General features: G+C 66.4%; 14 protein-coding genes and 2 tRNA genes. 9 read left to right on the plus strand and 7 right to left on the minus strand.

The window, feature by feature from the left end:
- Positions 1–39: 39 nt before the first annotated feature.
- Positions 40–1,236, minus strand: coding sequence for an MFS transporter (locus ACFXNW_RS11940; RefSeq protein WP_379417655.1), 1,197 nt, complete (start codon positions 1,234–1,236; stop codon positions 40–42).
- Positions 1,237–1,519: 283 nt separating this feature from the next.
- Here ACFXNW_RS11940 and ACFXNW_RS11945 point away from each other — a divergent pair, with 283 nt between their 5' ends.
- The 4 genes from ACFXNW_RS11945 to ACFXNW_RS11960 all read left to right on the plus strand — a co-directional run bounded on the left by ACFXNW_RS11945 (position 1,520) and on the right by ACFXNW_RS11960 (position 4,285).
- A complete protein-coding gene (locus tag ACFXNW_RS11945) occupies positions 1,520–2,293 on the plus strand; it encodes a fumarylacetoacetate hydrolase family protein (RefSeq protein ID WP_379417656.1) in 774 nt (257 codons plus the stop codon).
- A 13-nt stretch (positions 2,294–2,306) separates the two neighbouring features.
- Positions 2,307–3,779: a glutamate--tRNA ligase gene (gene gltX / locus ACFXNW_RS11950; protein WP_379417657.1), complete on the plus strand. Its 1,473-nt coding sequence runs from the start codon at positions 2,307–2,309 to the stop codon at positions 3,777–3,779.
- 160 nt (positions 3,780–3,939) lie between these two features.
- Positions 3,940–4,011 (plus strand) — tRNA-Gln (locus tag ACFXNW_RS11955).
- Between the two features lie 201 nt (positions 4,012–4,212).
- Positions 4,213–4,285: transfer RNA gene (locus ACFXNW_RS11960), tRNA-Glu, on the plus strand.
- A 365-nt stretch (positions 4,286–4,650) separates the two neighbouring features.
- On the opposite strand, the gene ACFXNW_RS11965 is transcribed toward ACFXNW_RS11960, so the two are convergent.
- The 3 genes from ACFXNW_RS11965 to ACFXNW_RS11975 all read right to left on the minus strand — a co-directional run bounded on the left by ACFXNW_RS11965 (position 4,651) and on the right by ACFXNW_RS11975 (position 6,282).
- Positions 4,651–4,833: a DUF5302 domain-containing protein gene (locus tag ACFXNW_RS11965; RefSeq protein WP_379417658.1), complete on the minus strand. Its 183-nt coding sequence runs from the start codon at positions 4,831–4,833 to the stop codon at positions 4,651–4,653.
- Between the two features lie 153 nt (positions 4,834–4,986).
- Positions 4,987–5,508, minus strand: a complete 522-nt coding sequence (locus tag ACFXNW_RS11970) for a pyridoxamine 5'-phosphate oxidase family protein (RefSeq protein ID WP_379417659.1) — start codon at positions 5,506–5,508, stop codon at positions 4,987–4,989.
- A gap of 72 nt (positions 5,509–5,580) precedes the next feature.
- Positions 5,581–6,282, minus strand: a complete 702-nt coding sequence (locus ACFXNW_RS11975) for an IclR family transcriptional regulator (protein WP_379417660.1) — start codon at positions 6,280–6,282, stop codon at positions 5,581–5,583.
- A gap of 166 nt (positions 6,283–6,448) precedes the next feature.
- Here ACFXNW_RS11975 and leuC point away from each other — a divergent pair, with 166 nt between their 5' ends.
- The 3 genes from leuC to ACFXNW_RS11990 all read left to right on the plus strand — a co-directional run bounded on the left by leuC (position 6,449) and on the right by ACFXNW_RS11990 (position 9,363).
- Positions 6,449–7,864 (plus strand): 3-isopropylmalate dehydratase large subunit, encoded by a 1,416-nt coding sequence (gene leuC, locus ACFXNW_RS11980; RefSeq protein ID WP_379417661.1) that lies wholly within the window; start codon positions 6,449–6,451, stop codon positions 7,862–7,864.
- Between the two features lie 50 nt (positions 7,865–7,914).
- Positions 7,915–8,523, plus strand: coding sequence for a 3-isopropylmalate dehydratase small subunit (leuD, locus tag ACFXNW_RS11985; protein ID WP_379417662.1), 609 nt, complete (start codon positions 7,915–7,917; stop codon positions 8,521–8,523).
- 156 nt (positions 8,524–8,679) lie between these two features.
- Complete coding sequence (locus tag ACFXNW_RS11990; protein WP_379417663.1) at positions 8,680–9,363, plus strand: HU family DNA-binding protein; 684 nt, start codon at positions 8,680–8,682, stop codon at positions 9,361–9,363.
- Between the two features lie 147 nt (positions 9,364–9,510).
- Here ACFXNW_RS11990 and ACFXNW_RS11995 read toward each other — a convergent pair whose 3' ends face one another.
- The 3 genes from ACFXNW_RS11995 to cofC all read right to left on the minus strand — a co-directional run bounded on the left by ACFXNW_RS11995 (position 9,511) and on the right by cofC (position 13,436).
- Complete coding sequence (locus ACFXNW_RS11995; protein ID WP_379418114.1) at positions 9,511–10,434, minus strand: NUDIX domain-containing protein; 924 nt, start codon at positions 10,432–10,434, stop codon at positions 9,511–9,513.
- Positions 10,435–10,484: 50 nt separating this feature from the next.
- Positions 10,485–12,665, minus strand: coding sequence for an RNA degradosome polyphosphate kinase (locus ACFXNW_RS12000; protein ID WP_379417664.1), 2,181 nt, complete (start codon positions 12,663–12,665; stop codon positions 10,485–10,487).
- A gap of 72 nt (positions 12,666–12,737) precedes the next feature.
- The gene (gene cofC, locus ACFXNW_RS12005) at positions 12,738–13,436 is read right to left on the minus strand and encodes a 2-phospho-L-lactate guanylyltransferase (RefSeq protein WP_379417665.1); all 699 of its coding nucleotides are present in this window, start codon (positions 13,434–13,436) and stop codon (positions 12,738–12,740) included.
- Between the two features lie 31 nt (positions 13,437–13,467).
- Between cofC and ACFXNW_RS12010 the strand changes: the two genes are divergently transcribed.
- Both ACFXNW_RS12010 and ACFXNW_RS12015 read left to right on the plus strand, forming a co-directional pair.
- On the plus strand, positions 13,468–14,463 hold the full coding sequence (locus ACFXNW_RS12010) for an NAD(P)H-dependent glycerol-3-phosphate dehydrogenase (RefSeq protein ID WP_379417666.1): 996 nt from the start codon (positions 13,468–13,470) through the stop codon (positions 14,461–14,463).
- Between the two features lie 43 nt (positions 14,464–14,506).
- On the plus strand, positions 14,507–15,604 hold the full coding sequence (locus ACFXNW_RS12015) for a D-alanine--D-alanine ligase family protein (protein WP_379417667.1): 1,098 nt from the start codon (positions 14,507–14,509) through the stop codon (positions 15,602–15,604).
- Positions 15,605–15,616 lie beyond the last annotated feature (12 nt).

Below are 15,616 nucleotides of genomic sequence, written 5' to 3' on the forward strand. Positions count from 1 at the left end.
CCCCGCGCTCTTTTGAGCGCGGGGCCCTTTCGTATCGGCTCAGCGCGAAGACTCGTCCTTGGGCACCAAGGGAATTGCGATGACTGCGAGCGCCGCGGCGGCCAGGTAGGTTGCGGGGAATCCGGAGTAGGTGATCAGAGCGCCGAACATCGGGGGGATCACCGCCAGGACCATGTTCTGCCCGGTGTTCTGGATGCCCAACCCGCGCCCGCTCCAGTACGGCCCCGCGATCTCGGCGACGGCGGTGAACGCCAGGCCGTTATCGGACACCGTGACGACCGAGGCGATCACCAGCAAGGGGATGGCCAGCCACCACCACTGCGCGCACGCCGCCAACCCGAGCGCCGCCATAGTCGCCACCGCGGCGATCGCAACCGACCGCAGCGGGCCCAGACGACTACCCACCCGGTCCGACCATGCCCCTGCACCGATCCGGCCGGCCGCGCCCAGCAGTTGGGTCGCGGTGACCAGCGCGCCGGCCACCGGCAGTGACCAGCCGATATCGCGATGCAGCCACAGCAGTGCGAATGTCCATACCGTGGCCTGTGGGAACACCAGCAGCACCGAGACCGCGTGGATACGCAGCAGTGTCGTGCTACCGCGATAGGGATTCGCCCGGTCGGCGGCCGAGCCCGCCGGGCGGGGTGGATCGACGATCCCCGCCAGGCAGCCCACCACGGCGACCGCTGCCATGATCGCGGGCACCAGAATCGCCACCGCAACACCCTGTGCGCCGGCCACCAGGGGAATTGCCACCGCGCCGACGCCGACGCCGAGCGGCTGCGCGGTCTGCCGGATGCCCATGGCCAGCCCGCGGCGATGCGGCGGGAACCATCCGACGATCACTCGCCCGCTGGCACCATTGGTGCTTGCCGCGCCGACGCCGCCGAGGAACAGCAGTACACCCAATGCCGGATAGCTCGAGGTCGTGGCCGCGGCAGCGCCTGCGACGAACATCAGCAGCGGCCCGGCGACCAATACTTTGCGCTCGCCGATCCGGTCGACCACATAGCCCCAGGCGATCAGCGTGCAGACCAGCCCCACGGTGGGCATCGCCACCAGCAGCCCGGCCGTGGCCAACGGCATGCCTTGCGCGGTCAGTTCGGGAAGCAGAAACGGGACGCCGTGGACGAACACCGCGCTGGAGGCTTGGGCGAAGACGCCGAGACCGAGCATCGACCACCGTCGAAACGCGTCGACCTGCGGTGTGGTCGCTGCGGGAGCGTTCACGGCCATCGGTTGCCCACCTCTCTAATCTCAATATGTGGAACACTGGTCTCACAAAGTGAACAGCTGCGGGTTACCGTACACCCGGTGACCGGGACGGCCGAAGCGACGGCGATGTCTGACGGCTCACATTTCGTGGTGCCAACGACGGTGCTCCTGGATGTGGATGCCGACCCCCGATGCTCGGATTGGGTTGTGCTCGAGGGCTAAGTGACACACCCGGTGCCGACCGGCCATGTGCAGGGCATGCTCCGCGTTCGGGCAGGTGGAAGCGGGTGGATAGACTCCGACTATGCGTCTAGGTCGAGTTGCCAGTCCGGATGGAGTCGCTTTCGTCAGCATCGAGGGTGACGGTGGCGACAGCGTCGCCAAAGAGATCGCCGAACACCCCTTCGGTACCCCGACGTTCACCGGGCGTAGCTGGCCGCTGGCCGATGTGCGCCTGCTCGCGCCGATCCTGGCCAGCAAGGTGATCTGCATCGGTAAGAACTACGCCGCGCACGCCGCCGAAATGGGTGGCCCCGCGCCCGCCGACCCGGTCATCTTCATGAAGCCGAGCACTTCGATCGTCGGGCCGAATGCGTCGATCATCCTGCCGCCCAGCTCCTCTCAGGTCGACTACGAGGGCGAACTCGCCATCGTCATCGGCCGCCCGTGCAAAGACGTGCCCGCCGCCCGCGCCAACGATGTGATCCTCGGCTACACCGTCGCCAACGACGTGACCGCGCGCGACCAGCAGCGCCACGACGGTCAATGGACTCGCGCCAAAGGCTACGACAGCTTCTGCCCGCTGGGCCCGTGGATCGAAACCCAGCTCGACCCCTCGGATCTGGAGATCGTCACCGAACTCGACGGTGAGGTGCGCCAGCGCAGCCGCACTTCGCTTCTGCTGCACGATATTCCGAAGCTCATCGAATGGGTCACCACCGTGATGACGCTGCTGCCAGGCGATGTCATCCTCACCGGAACCCCCGAGGGTGTCGGCCCGATGACCGCGGGGCAGAACGTCTCCGTCACTGTGTCGGGTATCGGCACGTTGACCAATCCTGTTGCCGCCAAACGCTGATCGAAAGAGAGCCATGACTGAAGTACGGGTCCGTTTCTGCCCGTCACCCACCGGGACGCCACATGTCGGCCTGATCCGGACGGCGCTGTTCAACTGGGCGTACGCCCGCCATCACGGTGGCAGCTTCGTCTTCCGTATCGAAGACACCGACGCGGCACGCGATTCCGAAGAGTCCTACCGTGCGATCATCGACGCCCTGCGCTGGCTCGGACTGACCTGGGACGAAGGCCCCGAGGTCGGTGGGCCGTACGAGCCCTACCGTCAGTCCCAGCGACGCGATCTGCACTTGGACGTGGTGCGGCGGCTGGTGGAGGCGGGGGAGGCCTACGAGTCCTTCTCCACGCCCGAGGAAGTCGAGGAACGCCATCGCGCCGCCGGCCGCGACCCCAAGCTCGGCTACGACAACTTCGACCGTGATCTGAGCCCCGAGCAGATCGAGGCCTACCGCGCCGAGGGCCGCCCCCCGGTCGTACGGCTGCGTATGCCCGGCACCGACCTCACCTGGAACGACCTGGTGCGCGGGGAAACCACCTTCAAAGCGGGCACCGTCCCGGACTTCGCGCTGACCCGTGGCTCCGGTGCCCCGCTCTACACCTTGGTCAACCCGGTCGACGACGCGATGATGCGGATCACCCATGTACTGCGCGGCGAGGACCTGCTTTCCTCGACGCCACGGCAGCTCGCGCTCTATGCGGCGCTGCAGCGCATCGGTGTCGCGGAATTCACTCCTGAGTTCGGTCACCTGCCATTCGTGATGGGACCGGGAAACAAGAAGCTGTCCAAACGCGATCCCGAGTCGGACCTGTTCGCCCACCGGGACCGCGGTTTCATCCCCGAGGGTTTGCTGAATTACCTGGCATTACTCGGTTGGAGCATCGCCGACGATCACGACGTGTTCTCCATGTCGGAGATGGTCGCGGCCTTCGATATTTCGACAGTGAATTCGAATCCGGCCCGTTTCGACCAGAAGAAGGCCGACGCGCTCAACGCCGAGCACATCCGTTTGCTGGAAGTGGGCGATTTCACGCACCGTTTGCGTGAGTACCTCACCGAACACGGGCATATCGGCGCCGAAATCGACGAGAAGATGTTTGCCGCGGCCGCCGAACTCGTGCAGACCAGGATTGTCGTGCTGGCCGATGCCTGGGATCTGCTGCGTTTCCTGTTCGCTGCCGACGAACAGTTCTCTATCGACCCGGCTGCGGCCGCGAAGAATCTCGGTGCGGACGCGGCGCCGGTATTGGACGCCACCATTGCCACGCTGGACTCGCTGACGGCCTGGACCACCTCCGCTATCGAGGAGGCCCTGAAAACCGCGCTGATCGACGATATGGGCCTCAAGCCGCGCAAGGCTTTCGCGCCGGTGCGGGTCGCGGTGACCGGCTCGCACATCAGCCCGCCGCTCTACGAATCGCTCGAACTGCTCGGCCGCGACCGCACCATGGCCCGGCTGCGCGCCGCGCGGGCGCAGACCCCCGCCGACTGACCCGAGGAGTGGGCGGCTGCCGTGAAACGGCCGCCCACTGCCCGAAAATAGGGCTTTGACCAGGCGATTTGTAGTTTACCGTCAGTGGTTTGGTACTCTTCTTCTCGGCCGGAGCACGGCCTCGGAGTCACCCAGACACGAGGTCGAATGTGCTGGTCATTGGGGTATGGTGTAATTGGCAACACAGCTGATTCTGGTTCAGCCATTCTAGGTTCGAGTCCTGGTACCCCAGCGGAGAAAGCTCCGGCTTCGACTCATGCCCGAAGGGGCCTGAGGAGAATCCTTCTCGTGACGGCGAGCGGGATCGCCGGACTCTCATCCAGGCGATTTGGTCGCCGAGCTTCGGCCGGTTAAGCTTGCCGAGCCTGATCGAGAGATCAGAACGATCGAAAGATCACCGGATACACCTCAGCCAGAGGTTGATCCAAGTCCTGGCCCCGTCGTCTAGCGGCCTAGGACGCCGCCCTCTCAAGGCGGTAGCGCGGGTTCGAATCCCGTCGGGGCTACGCAGATGGAAGGCTCATGCTCACGAAGAGCGTGGGCCTTTTCTGCTTCGCATTGTCTTTTGGGGGTGCACCCCCAAACCCCGCCCGGAGGGCTTCGCCCCCGGACCCCCGCCCGGGTGGCTTCGCGCCGGGATCCGGCGGTGTGGGTTGGCAGGGGATGTCGCTCAGCGGGTGCACCGCCGTTCGTGTCGCCACGTATTCAGGTGCTCGTATGCGCGTTCTGTCGCGCCTCAAACGGCAAGGTTCTCGTATGGCTTGTTCGATCGAGCCGGATGCTCACCGAGCCCACAGCTGTGAAACGCTCTCGGGCTCGGCGGTTGCCGGCCTGGGCTGATTGCTCAGGGCCCAGGCCGACTGATGTGCTTCTACCCGCTCTTGCGGCGGAACTCTCGCTTGTGGCTGGCGTTGGCGTGGGGGCCGGTTGCCTTGGAGTGGCCGTCCATGTGGTCGGCCGAGCGGGCGTGGTGCTCGTTCTTGCGTTCCAGTGCCTCCCGGAACTTGCGCTTCACTTCATCGGCGCTGTTGTGGGAACCACCCGATTCCGACATGGTCTGCTCCTTGTGGTCGGGCCGAGGCCGCACCCGGCGAGCGGGGGCGGGCGCCGGCCGAAACGTGTCGAACACCTCGACGCTAGCCCGCCGGGCGGGTCCTGTCAGGTGGAATTCGGGTTGCCGCGACCGTGTCGGGCAGTGGACGAGCAATCAGTCGTCGAGGGCGTGGGCGGTGGTGCCGCCCAGTGGCATCGCGGGCATGCCCAGCTTGCGGTGATCCCAGCTGCGGATGCGGTCGGCCACCACACGCACCGCCACCCGCTTGTGCAGCATGGTCTCCACGAACGGGCGCATCTCGTCGCTGTAGGGGCCCGTATAGCGCTCCCAGACACTCACACCGACCGCGAAGAGCTTCTCCGGGTCATCGATGATCTCCGCGTGGCCTTCGATCGACACACCGCGCAGCGTGTCGTAGGTCTGGCCGGACTCCAGCATGCACGTCACCCGTGGATCGCGGCGCATGTTCACCGCCTTCTGTGACTTGGCCTTGGTCTCGAACCACAGCTCGGGCAGGCCGCCGTCGGGGCCGTCGATCAGCGCGTACCACATGGCGGTCAGATGCGGTGCGCCGCTCGCACCGAGGGTGGCCAGCGTGGCGACGCGGCTGCGCACCAAGAAATCGGTGATCTCGGTGTCGGACATGACGATCTGCGACCGTTGGTTAACTCCCATGGGCCAACTGTAGTGAGGGCGGGTGCCCTCGGGTAGGGCGCACGGTGCCGGGCGGCCGGTGCGCAGCGGTGCCTAGAGCCGTTTGTGCAGTGCGTCGGCCGCGGCCACCAGATCGGCTGCCCAGCGCGCACCCGGCCTACGGCCCATACGATCGATGGGCCCGGACACCGACACCGCCGCGACCACCGAACCGCCCGGATCCCGGACCGGCGCCGAAACACTTGCCACTCCGCTGGCCCGTTCGGCCGCGCTCTGCGCCCAGCCGCGCTTGCGGACCTCGGCGAGCGCGCGTTCGCCGTACACGGCATCGGCCAGAATCATTCGCTGCAATTCCGGATCTGCCCAGGCGACCAAGACCTTGGCGGCCGAACCTGCGGTGAGTGGCAGCCGTGCGCCGATCGGGACGGTGTCGCGCAGGCCCGCGGGCGGCTCGAGCGCGAGGACGCAGACCCGCGCGTGGCCGTCGCGGCAGTACAACTGAACACTCTCGCCGGTGATTTCCCGCAGCCGGGGCAGAATGGCCGAGGCGGCGTCGTGTAGCGGATCGCTGGCACCAGCGGCCAGCTCGGACAGTGCTGGACCGGCACGCCAGGAACCGTTGTTATCCCTGCTCAACAGCCGGTGCACCTCCAGGCCGACGGCCAACCGGTGCGCGGTGGCGCGGGGCAGGCCGGTGCGCTCGCACAGTTCGTTGAGGCCGCACGGTTGCTCGGCGACCGCATACAACACGGCCACCGCTTTGTCCAGGACGCCGATACCGCTATGCTGTCTCATAGAACGATATTAGCGTCTCGCATGCTGAGATTCCTAGCCTCGGGTTCCAGGTACCCGGATTTCGGGGCCGCGGGATCGCTGAATGCGAAGTTCCCCTCATGTCGCGCATCCGCCGTCGACAGCCCAGAGCGGCGCACCGGATGCCAGCCCGAAAGGTGATCGATACATGGCTCGCACGCTGGCCGAGAAGGTATGGGAACAGCACGTCGTTGCCCGTGGCGAAGGTGAAGGCGCCGCGCGTGAACCCGACCTGATCTACATCGACCTGCATCTGGTGCACGAAGTGACCAGTCCGCAGGCATTCGACGGACTGCGCGCGGCCGGACGGCCGGTGCGCCGCACCGACCTCACCATCGCCACCGAAGACCACAACGTCCCCACTATCGATATCGATAAGCCGATCGCTGATCCTGTGTCGCGGACCCAGGTGGAAACGCTGCGGCGTAATTGCGAGGAATTCGGGGTACGCCTGCACCCGATGGGCGATCTCGATCAGGGCATCGTGCACGTGGTCGGCCCGCAGCTGGGTCTGACCCAGCCGGGAATGACGGTGGTGTGCGGCGACAGCCATACCTCCACCCACGGTGCGTTCGGCGCGCTGGCCATGGGAATCGGCACCAGTGAGGTCGAGCATGTGCTGGCCACCCAGACGTTGTCGCTGCGTCCGTTCAAGACGATGGCCATCACCGTCGACGGCACGCTGGCTCCCGGCGTCACGAGCAAGGACCTGATCCTGGCCGTGATCGCCCAGATCGGCACCGGCGGCGGCCAGGGCTATGTGCTGGAGTATCGCGGCGAGGCCATCAGGAAGCTGTCGATGGAAGCGCGGATGACCATCTGCAACATGTCGATCGAAGCGGGCGCACGGGCGGGCATGATCGCGCCGGACGAAACGACCTATGAATTCCTCAAAGGTCGCCCGCACGCGCCGCAGGGGGTCGACTGGGACGCCGCAGTGGCCGCCTGGGAGGCGCTGAAGACCGACGAGGGCGCGGTTTTCGACGCCGAGGTGCACATCGACGCCGATCAGCTGACCCCGTTCGTCACCTGGGGCACCAACCCCGGTCAGGGCGCGCCGCTGGGTGATCGGGTCCCCGATCCCGCCCAGATCGCCGACGAAACGGCCCGCGAGTCCGCGGAGAAAGCTCTGCGATACATGGATTTGGCGCCGGGTACCCCGCTGCGTGAAGTCGCGGTCGACACCGTATTCGTCGGATCGTGCACGAACGGCAGGATCGAGGATTTGCGTGCGGTCGCCGATGTTTTGAAGGGCCGCCGAGTTGCCGACGGCGTCCGAATGATGGTTGTACCGGGTTCTATGCGAGTGCGAGCACAGGCGGAAAAAGAAGGACTCGGCGAGATTTTCACCGCCGCGGGCGCGGAATGGCGTCAGGCCGGGTGTTCGATGTGCCTGGGAATGAATCCCGATCAGCTGTCGCCCGGCCAGCGTTGCGCGTCCACCTCGAATCGCAACTTCGAAGGCAGGCAGGGCAAGGGCGGACGGACCCACCTGGTGTCGCCGCTGGTAGCGGCCGCGACCGCAGTGCGCGGAACGCTGTCCTCGCCTGCGGATCTGGACTGACCCGCGAGTAAGTCGCCCCGTCGAAGCCGAATCAGACTCAGGAGAATCAGATGCAAGCCTTCACCGTGCACAAGGGGATCGGGGTTCCGCTGCGCCGATCCAATGTCGATACCGATCAGATCATCCCGGCGGTCTATCTGAAGCGCGTCAGCCGAACCGGATTCGAGGACGGGCTCTTCGCGGCCTGGCGAACGGATCCGGACTTCATTCTGAACACTGAACCCTTCAATCAGGGCAGTGTGCTGGTGGCCGGTCCGGATTTCGGTACCGGATCCTCCCGTGAGCACGCGGTATGGGCACTGTCGGACTACGGCTTTCGAGTGGTCATCTCGTCGCGTTTCGCCGACATCTTCCGTGGCAATGCGGGGAAGGGCGGTCTGTTGGCCGCTCAGATGTCACAGAACGATGTCGAAATGCTCTGGAAGTTGATCGAGGAACAGCCCGGGCTGGAATTAGTGGTGGATCTCGAGACGCGCACCGTGACGGCAGGAACCATCGTGTTGCCGTTCGATATTGATGACTACACCAGGTGGCGTCTGCTGGAAGGTTTGGACGACATCGGGCTGACGCTGCGGCGCAGCGAGCAGATCGACGAGTTCGAAAAGGTAAGGCCAAGTTGGAAACCCACAACCCTTCCGGCGCATATTTCGCAGACGTAATCACCTGCGGCGGTTAGCTGGGCGCCGACCGGGGCGGTAGCTGTACGTGTGCTAAACCACATGAATTTTGGCGTGGCACATAGACTCTTGCCCAAAGTGGGTTTACCGTGGTACCTAGTCGGTCCGACGACGGGCCATTAGTCTGCGGAGGATTCAATGAACAAGGCGGAACTGATCGACGTTCTGACCGAAAAGTTGGGTACTGACAGGCGCACGGCCACCGCGGCAGTCGAGCATGTGGTCGACACCATCGTGCGCGCGGTGCACAAAGGTCAAAGCGTCACCATCACCGGATTCGGAGTATTCGAACAGCGCAAGCGCGCGGCTCGCGTCGCGCGGAACCCGCGCACCGGCGAAACCGTCAAGGTGAAGCCCACTTCGGTGCCTGCGTTCCGTCCCGGCGCCCAGTTCAAGGCCGTCATCGCCGGTAAGCAAAAGCTCGCCGCCACCGGCCCTGCGGTCAAACGCGGCGTGAATGCGCCGGTCGCGGCCAAGAAAGCGGCTGCGAAGAAGACGGCGGCAAAACGTACCGCCGCCAAGAAGGCGACCGCCACCAAGGCGCCCGCCAAGACCACTGCACGTAAGGCAGCGACAAAGGCGCCGGCGAAGACCACCGCGCGCAAGACGACCGCCACCAAGACGGCCGCGAAGAAGGCGCCCGCCAAGAAGGTAACGGCGGCAGCCAAGAAGACCGTCGCGAAGAAGACAACGGTCGCCAAGAAGACCGCCACCAAGGCGGCAGCCAAGAAGGCCCCCGCCAAGAAGACAACGGCGGCAGCCAAGAAGACCACCGCCAAGAAGACCGCGGCGAAGAAGGCTCCGGCCCGTCGCTCGCGCTGATCCGGCGTCAGGCGCGTAACCCAGCCCGTCGCGCGCGGACGCCCGGCACGCAGGGTGGACACACCTCCACCCGCGATACCGAACGGGAAACGGCCCCGGGAGATCCCCGGGGCCGTTCGTCGTCTCCACGGCGGTGTCGCCGGGGCCTCACTCGGTGACGGTCGGCCCCACATCGATCGACAGCGAGCGATCCAGATGGTCGGCCGCCACCAGTCGGCCCGCGACCAACGACAGCACCCACACACTTCCCTTGCGATTACGGGCCGGTGGCAGCGTGATGCCGTCGCGCTCGGCCCACCATCGCATCAGATCTGGGATCACCTCGCCCTGGCTGCACAGCACCCGCACGGCGGTATCGGAGACCAAGGACCGTGCCCGCTCGCGTGCCTGCTCCGGGGCAGCGGCATAGCCGGATTCCGACAGCAGCGGCTCGATTCCGATCTCCACGCCCAATTCCTCGGCCAGCGGCGCCACCGTCTGCACACAGCGCAGCGGATCGGCGGAATAGATCTCACCGGCGCCGAAAGCACGCAGATTCGGCACCAGAGCCGCCGATTGCCTGCGTCCGGCACGCTCGAGCGGCCGCTGATCGTCCGGGCCGCTGTAACGGTCGCGGCGCCCGGCTTTCGCGTGCCGGACCAGCAGCAGGGTGCTCGTTTCCGCGGGCAAGCGGGTGAATGCGCGTACGACCTGCCGGTCCATCGGATACGACAGTTCATCCATCACTTGATCCAGCCGCAGCCAGATCAGCTCGTCGACCTCGGTATTGGCGGCGAACGCGCCGTCGATCACCTCGGCGGCCCAGTAATAGACGCGCTTGAGCTTGCGATGCCCTGGCACCGGGTAGGTGACGTGGCCGAGATAGCGCCCGAGCCGACAGTGCAGGCCCGTCTCCTCGGCGACCTCACGGACCGCGGCGAGCACCGGCGTCTCGCCGGGGTCGAGTTTGCCTTTGGGCAGCGACCAATCCTCGTATTTGGGGCGGTGGATCACCGCGATCTCGATGGCGCCGGAACCATCCGCCGCGTACCGCCACACCACCGCACCGGCGGCGTGGATATTGGCCTGCATCCGGGAATCCCGGAACACTCCACCATTGGTGGCGAAACCGGTCGTGGCGCTCACTGCTGATCCGGCCGCCGCAATCGCATCAGGTACGCCTGATGGTCGCGGACCTGCGCGCCGTCCTCGGTGCCGGTGCGCTCGGGCCAGGCCTGCCAACTGCTGTCCGGCTGCAGCACCCAGCACCGCGTCATCGGGTCGAGCGCGGAATCGAAGACCGAACCGAGCTGGTCGCGCAGCTTCGGATCCTTCACCTGGGCCATGACTTCCACCCGGCGGTCCAGATTGCGATGCATCATGTCGGCGCTGCCGATCCAGTACTCGTCCTGCGCTTGGAAATGCATAATCCGCGAATGTTCGAGGAATCGGCCGAGAATGGAACGCACCTCGATGTTGTCGCTCATCCCCGGCACTCCTGGCCGCAATCCGCAGATGCCACGCACCACGACCTGAACCGGGACTCCCGCCTGGGAGGCCCGATACAGCGCGTCGATGACCTGTTCGTCGACGATCGCATTGGCCTTCAGCCGGATTCGTCCCGGCTGACCGTTGCGGGCCAGTTCGATCTCACGCTGGATTCGCTCGATGATTCCGGCGCGCACACCGGTGGGCGCAACGAGGATATTGCGGTAATCGGACTTACGGGAATAACCGGTCAGCGAGTTGAACAGATCGGTCAGGTCGGCGCCGATTTCCGGTGCGGCAGTGAGTAATCCGACGTCTTCGTATAGCCGCGCCGTCTTCGGGTTGTAGTTGCCGGTGCCGATATGGCAATAGCGACGGATGGTGGCGCCTTCACGCCGGACCACCAGGCAGGTCTTGCAATGGGTTTTGAGTCCGATCAAGCCGTACACCACATGCACGCCCGCCTGCTCCAGTGTTCTGGCCCATTTGATGTTGGCCTGCTCGTCGAAGCGCGCTTTGATCTCCACCAGTGCGACGACCTGCTTGCCCGCCTCGGCGGCGTCGATGAGCGCATTGACGATCGGCGAATCACCGGAGGTGCGATACAGGGTCTGTTTGATCGCCAGCACCTGTGGGTCGGCGGCGGCCTGTTCGATGAACCGCTGCACGCTGGTGGAGAACGAATCGTAGGGATGGTGCACCAGCACATCGCCTTCGCGTAGTGCGGCGAAGACGTTGCGCGGGGTCTCCCGCTCGCCGAACGCGGGCGGGGTGGCAGGCACGTAGGGCGCGTCCTTGAGCAGCGGACGGTCCACGCCGTAGACCTGCCACAGGCAGGACAGGTCGAGCAGGCCCGGTACCTGGATGACGTCACCCGGATCGACTTCCAGCTCGCGCAGCAGCAGTTCGAGCATGTGCTCGGTCATATCGTCGGAGACCTCGAGCCGCACCGGTGAGCCGAACCGGCGCCGGGCGAGTTCACGTTCGAGCGCCTGCAGCAGATCCTCGTCGCGATCCTCGTCGACCTCGAAGTCGGCGTTGCGGGTGATCCGGAACGAATGGTGTTCGACCACCGACATCCCGGGGAACAGCTGATCGAGGTGTGCGGCGATGAGCGCCTCCATCGGCAGGAACGCCGCGACCGCGCCGGAACCCGAATCGGTGCGCCGCACCCGGACGAACCTGTCGACGTTGTCGGGGACCTTGACGCGAGCGAAGTGCTCGCCGCCGGTGGTCGCGTCCTGCACCGTCACCGCGAGGTTGAGGCTGAGGCCGCTGATGTAGGGGAACGGATGCGCCGGATCCACCGCGAGCGGGGTGAGGACGGGGAACACCTGGTCCTGGAAGTGCGCGGAGAGCCGCCTGCGTTCGGGCTCGTCGAGGTCGGACCAGTCGATGATCGCGATGCCTTCGGCGGTGAGCGCGGGAAGGACGTCGCCGAGGAAGACCCTGGCGTGGCGGTCGGCGATCTCCTGGGCCCGCGCGGCGATCAGCTCGAGCTGTTCACTGGGGGAGCGGCCGTCGGCCGAGCGCACCGAAAGACCGGTCTCGGCACGGCGTTTGAGGCCCGCGACGCGGACCATATAGAACTCGTCGAGATTGGAGGCGAAGATAGCCAGGAATTTGGCACGCTCCAGCAACGGCAGCGACGCGTCTTCGGCGAGGGCCAGCACCCTGGCGTTGAAGTCGAGCCAACTCAATTCGCGATTGAGGTAGCGATCGGCTGGCAAACGCTGTGTTGTCGAGCCTGGCTGCAAAGGCGCCGCCGCAGGCGGTGGGGTGGGAAGCACCTGCTGCTGCTTGACGGTTTCCGTATCGCTCACGCCAACGATCATCCCTTACAAACCGGGCGGTGTGCAGCCTGACACCGGGATTGCCACGCGAATCACCCTGGGCGTGGCGACCGGCTAGCACACGTGCGGGACCGGCTCGTGAACACGGCCATGCCAGCCGATGTCGCGCAGGACCGCGCGGGTCGCGGCACCGGCGCCGAGGGCGATCGCGCGATCGAGATCGGCGGCGGTGTCGACGTCCAGGCGCAGGCCCGGCCAGTCACCGTCGAGGTCCACCGCCCCCGCGGCGATATGCCTGCGGGCCGAATCGGGACCGAACCGCGGATCCAATGCAGGGGACGCGGCGCGGGCCAGCAGCGCGGCCGTACCGCGGCCCGCGTGATCGACCACGACCGAACTGGCGTCGGCGGGCGCGGTGGCGAGCATGTCGGCGAGCTCGTCCGGGCGCAGGGCGGGCAGATCCGCCTGCAGGGCCAGCACATCGGCCGGCCCGTGCCGGTGACGCAGCTCGTCGGCGGCGGCGCGCAATGCGGTGTTGAGGCCGTCGGGATCACCGGCTTCACCCGGAGCAGGCATCGGTTCCGGATGCACCGCGGCGCCCAGACGAACCGCGACATCGGCGACCGCGGGATCCGGAGTGACCACGGTGACCGAAGCGACCTGCGGTACCGCCGACGCCGCACGCACGGTATCGGTGAGCATGGCGAGCACAAGGCGCGCGCGCTCACGCGGCGGCAGGCGATCGGCCAGGCGGGACTTGGCTCGGTCGAGACTCTTCACCGCGATCACGGCGTGCACGGTGTGCGAACGCATGGCACCGATCTTTCCATGGCATATTGGGCTGATGGCGAGGGTGGCAGTGCTGGGCGCGGGATCGTGGGGAACCGCGTTCGCGAAGGTGTTGGCGGATGCGGGATCGGATGTCACCATCTGGGCGCGGCGGCCCGAGGTGGCCGCGGCGCTGAATACTCAGCATCGCAACCCCGACTACCTGCCCGGTGTGCAGTTGCCGCCGGTGTCGGGCACACACGATTTCCGGCTCGCGCTCGACGGTGCCGAACTGATCGTGCTCGCCGTGCCTTCGCAGTCGCTGCGCGCGAATCTCGAGGTGTTCAAGCCGGCGATCGGGCCGGACGCCACGCTGTTGAGCCTGGCCAAGGGCATCGAGACCGGGACGCTGCTGCGGATGAGTCAGGTGATCTCCGAGGTCACCGGCGCGGAGCCGAGCCGGGTCGCGGTGCTGTCGGGGCCGAACCTGGCCAAGGAGATCGCGGCAGGTCAGCCCGCGGCGACCGTCGTGGCCTGCACCGACGCCGACCGGGCCGTCGCGGTCCAGCAGGCCTGCGCCACCGGATACTTCCGGCCCTACACCAATACCGACGTCATCGGCTGTGAGGTCGGCGGTGCCTGCAAGAACGTCATCGCCCTCGCCTGCGGTATCGCCGCCGGGATGGGTTTGGGCGATAACTCCATCGCCAGCCTGATCACCCGCGGGCTTGCCGAGATCATCCGGCTCGGTGTCGCGCTCGGCGCGGAACCCGCCACACTGGCCGGTCTGGCCGGTGTCGGCGATCTGGTGGCAACCTGCGCCTCGCCGCTGTCGCGCAACCGGTCCTTCGGTGCGGTGCTCGGCACCGGCGGATCAATGCAGGCCGCCCAGGACGCGACTCATGGCCAGGTCGCGGAGGGTGTGAAGTCGTGCACATCGGTGCGGGCGCTGGCCGCCGCGCACGATGTGGAGATGCCGCTGACCAACGCCGTGCACCAGGTCTGTCACGAGGGAATGCCAGTGCCGGAGGCAGTGGGCAAATTGCTCGGCCGGCGGATCAAACCGGAGTAGTCCGACGCGTGTATCCGGCCCGGTAACGGGTACGGTTCCGTGCATGACGAACCGGATCAGGGTGGCTGTGGTGTTCGGCGGGCGCAGCAACGAGCACGCCGTCTCGTGTGTGTCGGCCGGCGCCGTAATGCGCAACCTCGATCCGCAGCGTTACGAAGCCGTCCCGATCGGCATCACCCCTGCGGGCACCTGGATGCTCAGCGGTGCTGATGTCTCCGCGCTCGCGTTCCAGGATCACAGCCTGCCCGAGGTGGACGGCACCGGCACCGAGCTGCTGCTGGCCACCGACCCGAGCCGATCCGGCAATCTCATTCCGGTCGAGGATCCAGGCACCGCGCTCGGTGCGGTGGATGTGGTGTTCCCGGTGCTGCACGGTCCCTTCGGTGAGGACGGCACAGTGCAGGGCATGCTGGAGCTCGCGGGTATCCCGTACGTCGGGCCCGGTGTACTGGCCAGTGCGGCCGGTATGGACAAGGAATTCACCAAGAAACTGCTGGCGGCCGAAGGTCTGCCGATCGGAACCCAAGTGGTGCTGCGGCCGCGTGATGTCACCGTGAGCGAGGCCGACCGGGGACGGCTCGGGCTGCCGGTGTTCGTCAAACCCGCGCGCGGCGGATCGTCCATCGGCATCACCAAGGTCACCGACTGGGCCGATCTGGACGCGGCCATCGCGGCCGCACGCGCCCATGACCCGAAGGTGATCGTGGAAGCAGGCATCGTCGGGCGCGAAGTCGAATGCGGTGTGCTGGAATTCCCCGACGGCCGCGTGGAAGCCAGCGTGGTCGCCGAGATCCGGATGCCCGAGGTCGACACCGCGGCACCCGAGTTCTACGACTTCGAGACCAAATACCTCGACGACGTCTGCGAATTCGATGTCCCCGCCAAACTGGACGACGCCGTCAGCGACGAGATCCGGGCGCTGGCCGTGCGGGCGTTCCGCGCGCTGGACTGCCAGGGACTGGCCCGCGTCGACTTCTTCGTCACCGCCGATGGCCCGGTGATCAATGAGATCAACACCATGCCCGGATTCACCGCCATCTCGATGTACCCGCGCATGTGGGAAGCGACCGGAATCGACTACCAGGCGCTGGTATCCACCCTGATCGAGACGGCCGTGGCGCGCGGCACCGGGCTGCGCTGAATCTGCGTACCG

Source organism: Nocardia sp. NPDC059180 (assembly GCF_042754945.1).
Taxonomy (GTDB): domain Bacteria; phylum Actinomycetota; class Actinomycetes; order Mycobacteriales; family Mycobacteriaceae; genus Nocardia.

What these genes read in the sequence shown, in the direction of transcription:
- leuD (WP_379417662.1), top strand. Translation starts at nt 7,915, where the DNA reads ATGCAAGCCTTCACCGTGCACAAGGGGATCGGGGTTCCGCTGCGCCGA.
- gltX (WP_379417657.1), top strand. Translation starts at nt 2,307, where the DNA reads ATGACTGAAGTACGGGTCCGTTTCTGCCCGTCACCCACCGGGACGCCA.
- ACFXNW_RS12000 (WP_379417664.1), bottom strand. Translation starts at nt 12,665, where the DNA reads ATGATCGTTGGCGTGAGCGATACGGAAACCGTCAAGCAGCAGCAGGTG.
- ACFXNW_RS12015 (WP_379417667.1), top strand. Translation starts at nt 14,507, where the DNA reads ATGACGAACCGGATCAGGGTGGCTGTGGTGTTCGGCGGGCGCAGCAAC.
- leuC (WP_379417661.1), top strand. Translation starts at nt 6,449, where the DNA reads ATGGCTCGCACGCTGGCCGAGAAGGTATGGGAACAGCACGTCGTTGCC.
- ACFXNW_RS11945 (WP_379417656.1), top strand. Translation starts at nt 1,520, where the DNA reads ATGCGTCTAGGTCGAGTTGCCAGTCCGGATGGAGTCGCTTTCGTCAGC.
- ACFXNW_RS12010 (WP_379417666.1), top strand. Translation starts at nt 13,468, where the DNA reads ATGGCGAGGGTGGCAGTGCTGGGCGCGGGATCGTGGGGAACCGCGTTC.
- ACFXNW_RS11975 (WP_379417660.1), bottom strand. Translation starts at nt 6,282, where the DNA reads ATGAGACAGCATAGCGGTATCGGCGTCCTGGACAAAGCGGTGGCCGTG.
- ACFXNW_RS11940 (WP_379417655.1), bottom strand. Translation starts at nt 1,236, where the DNA reads ATGGCCGTGAACGCTCCCGCAGCGACCACACCGCAGGTCGACGCGTTT.
- ACFXNW_RS11970 (WP_379417659.1), bottom strand. Translation starts at nt 5,508, where the DNA reads ATGGGAGTTAACCAACGGTCGCAGATCGTCATGTCCGACACCGAGATC.
- ACFXNW_RS11965 (WP_379417658.1), bottom strand. Translation starts at nt 4,833, where the DNA reads ATGTCGGAATCGGGTGGTTCCCACAACAGCGCCGATGAAGTGAAGCGC.
- cofC (WP_379417665.1), bottom strand. Translation starts at nt 13,436, where the DNA reads ATGCGTTCGCACACCGTGCACGCCGTGATCGCGGTGAAGAGTCTCGAC.
- ACFXNW_RS11995 (WP_379418114.1), bottom strand. Translation starts at nt 10,434, where the DNA reads ATGCAGGCCAATATCCACGCCGCCGGTGCGGTGGTGTGGCGGTACGCG.
- ACFXNW_RS11990 (WP_379417663.1), top strand. Translation starts at nt 8,680, where the DNA reads ATGAACAAGGCGGAACTGATCGACGTTCTGACCGAAAAGTTGGGTACT.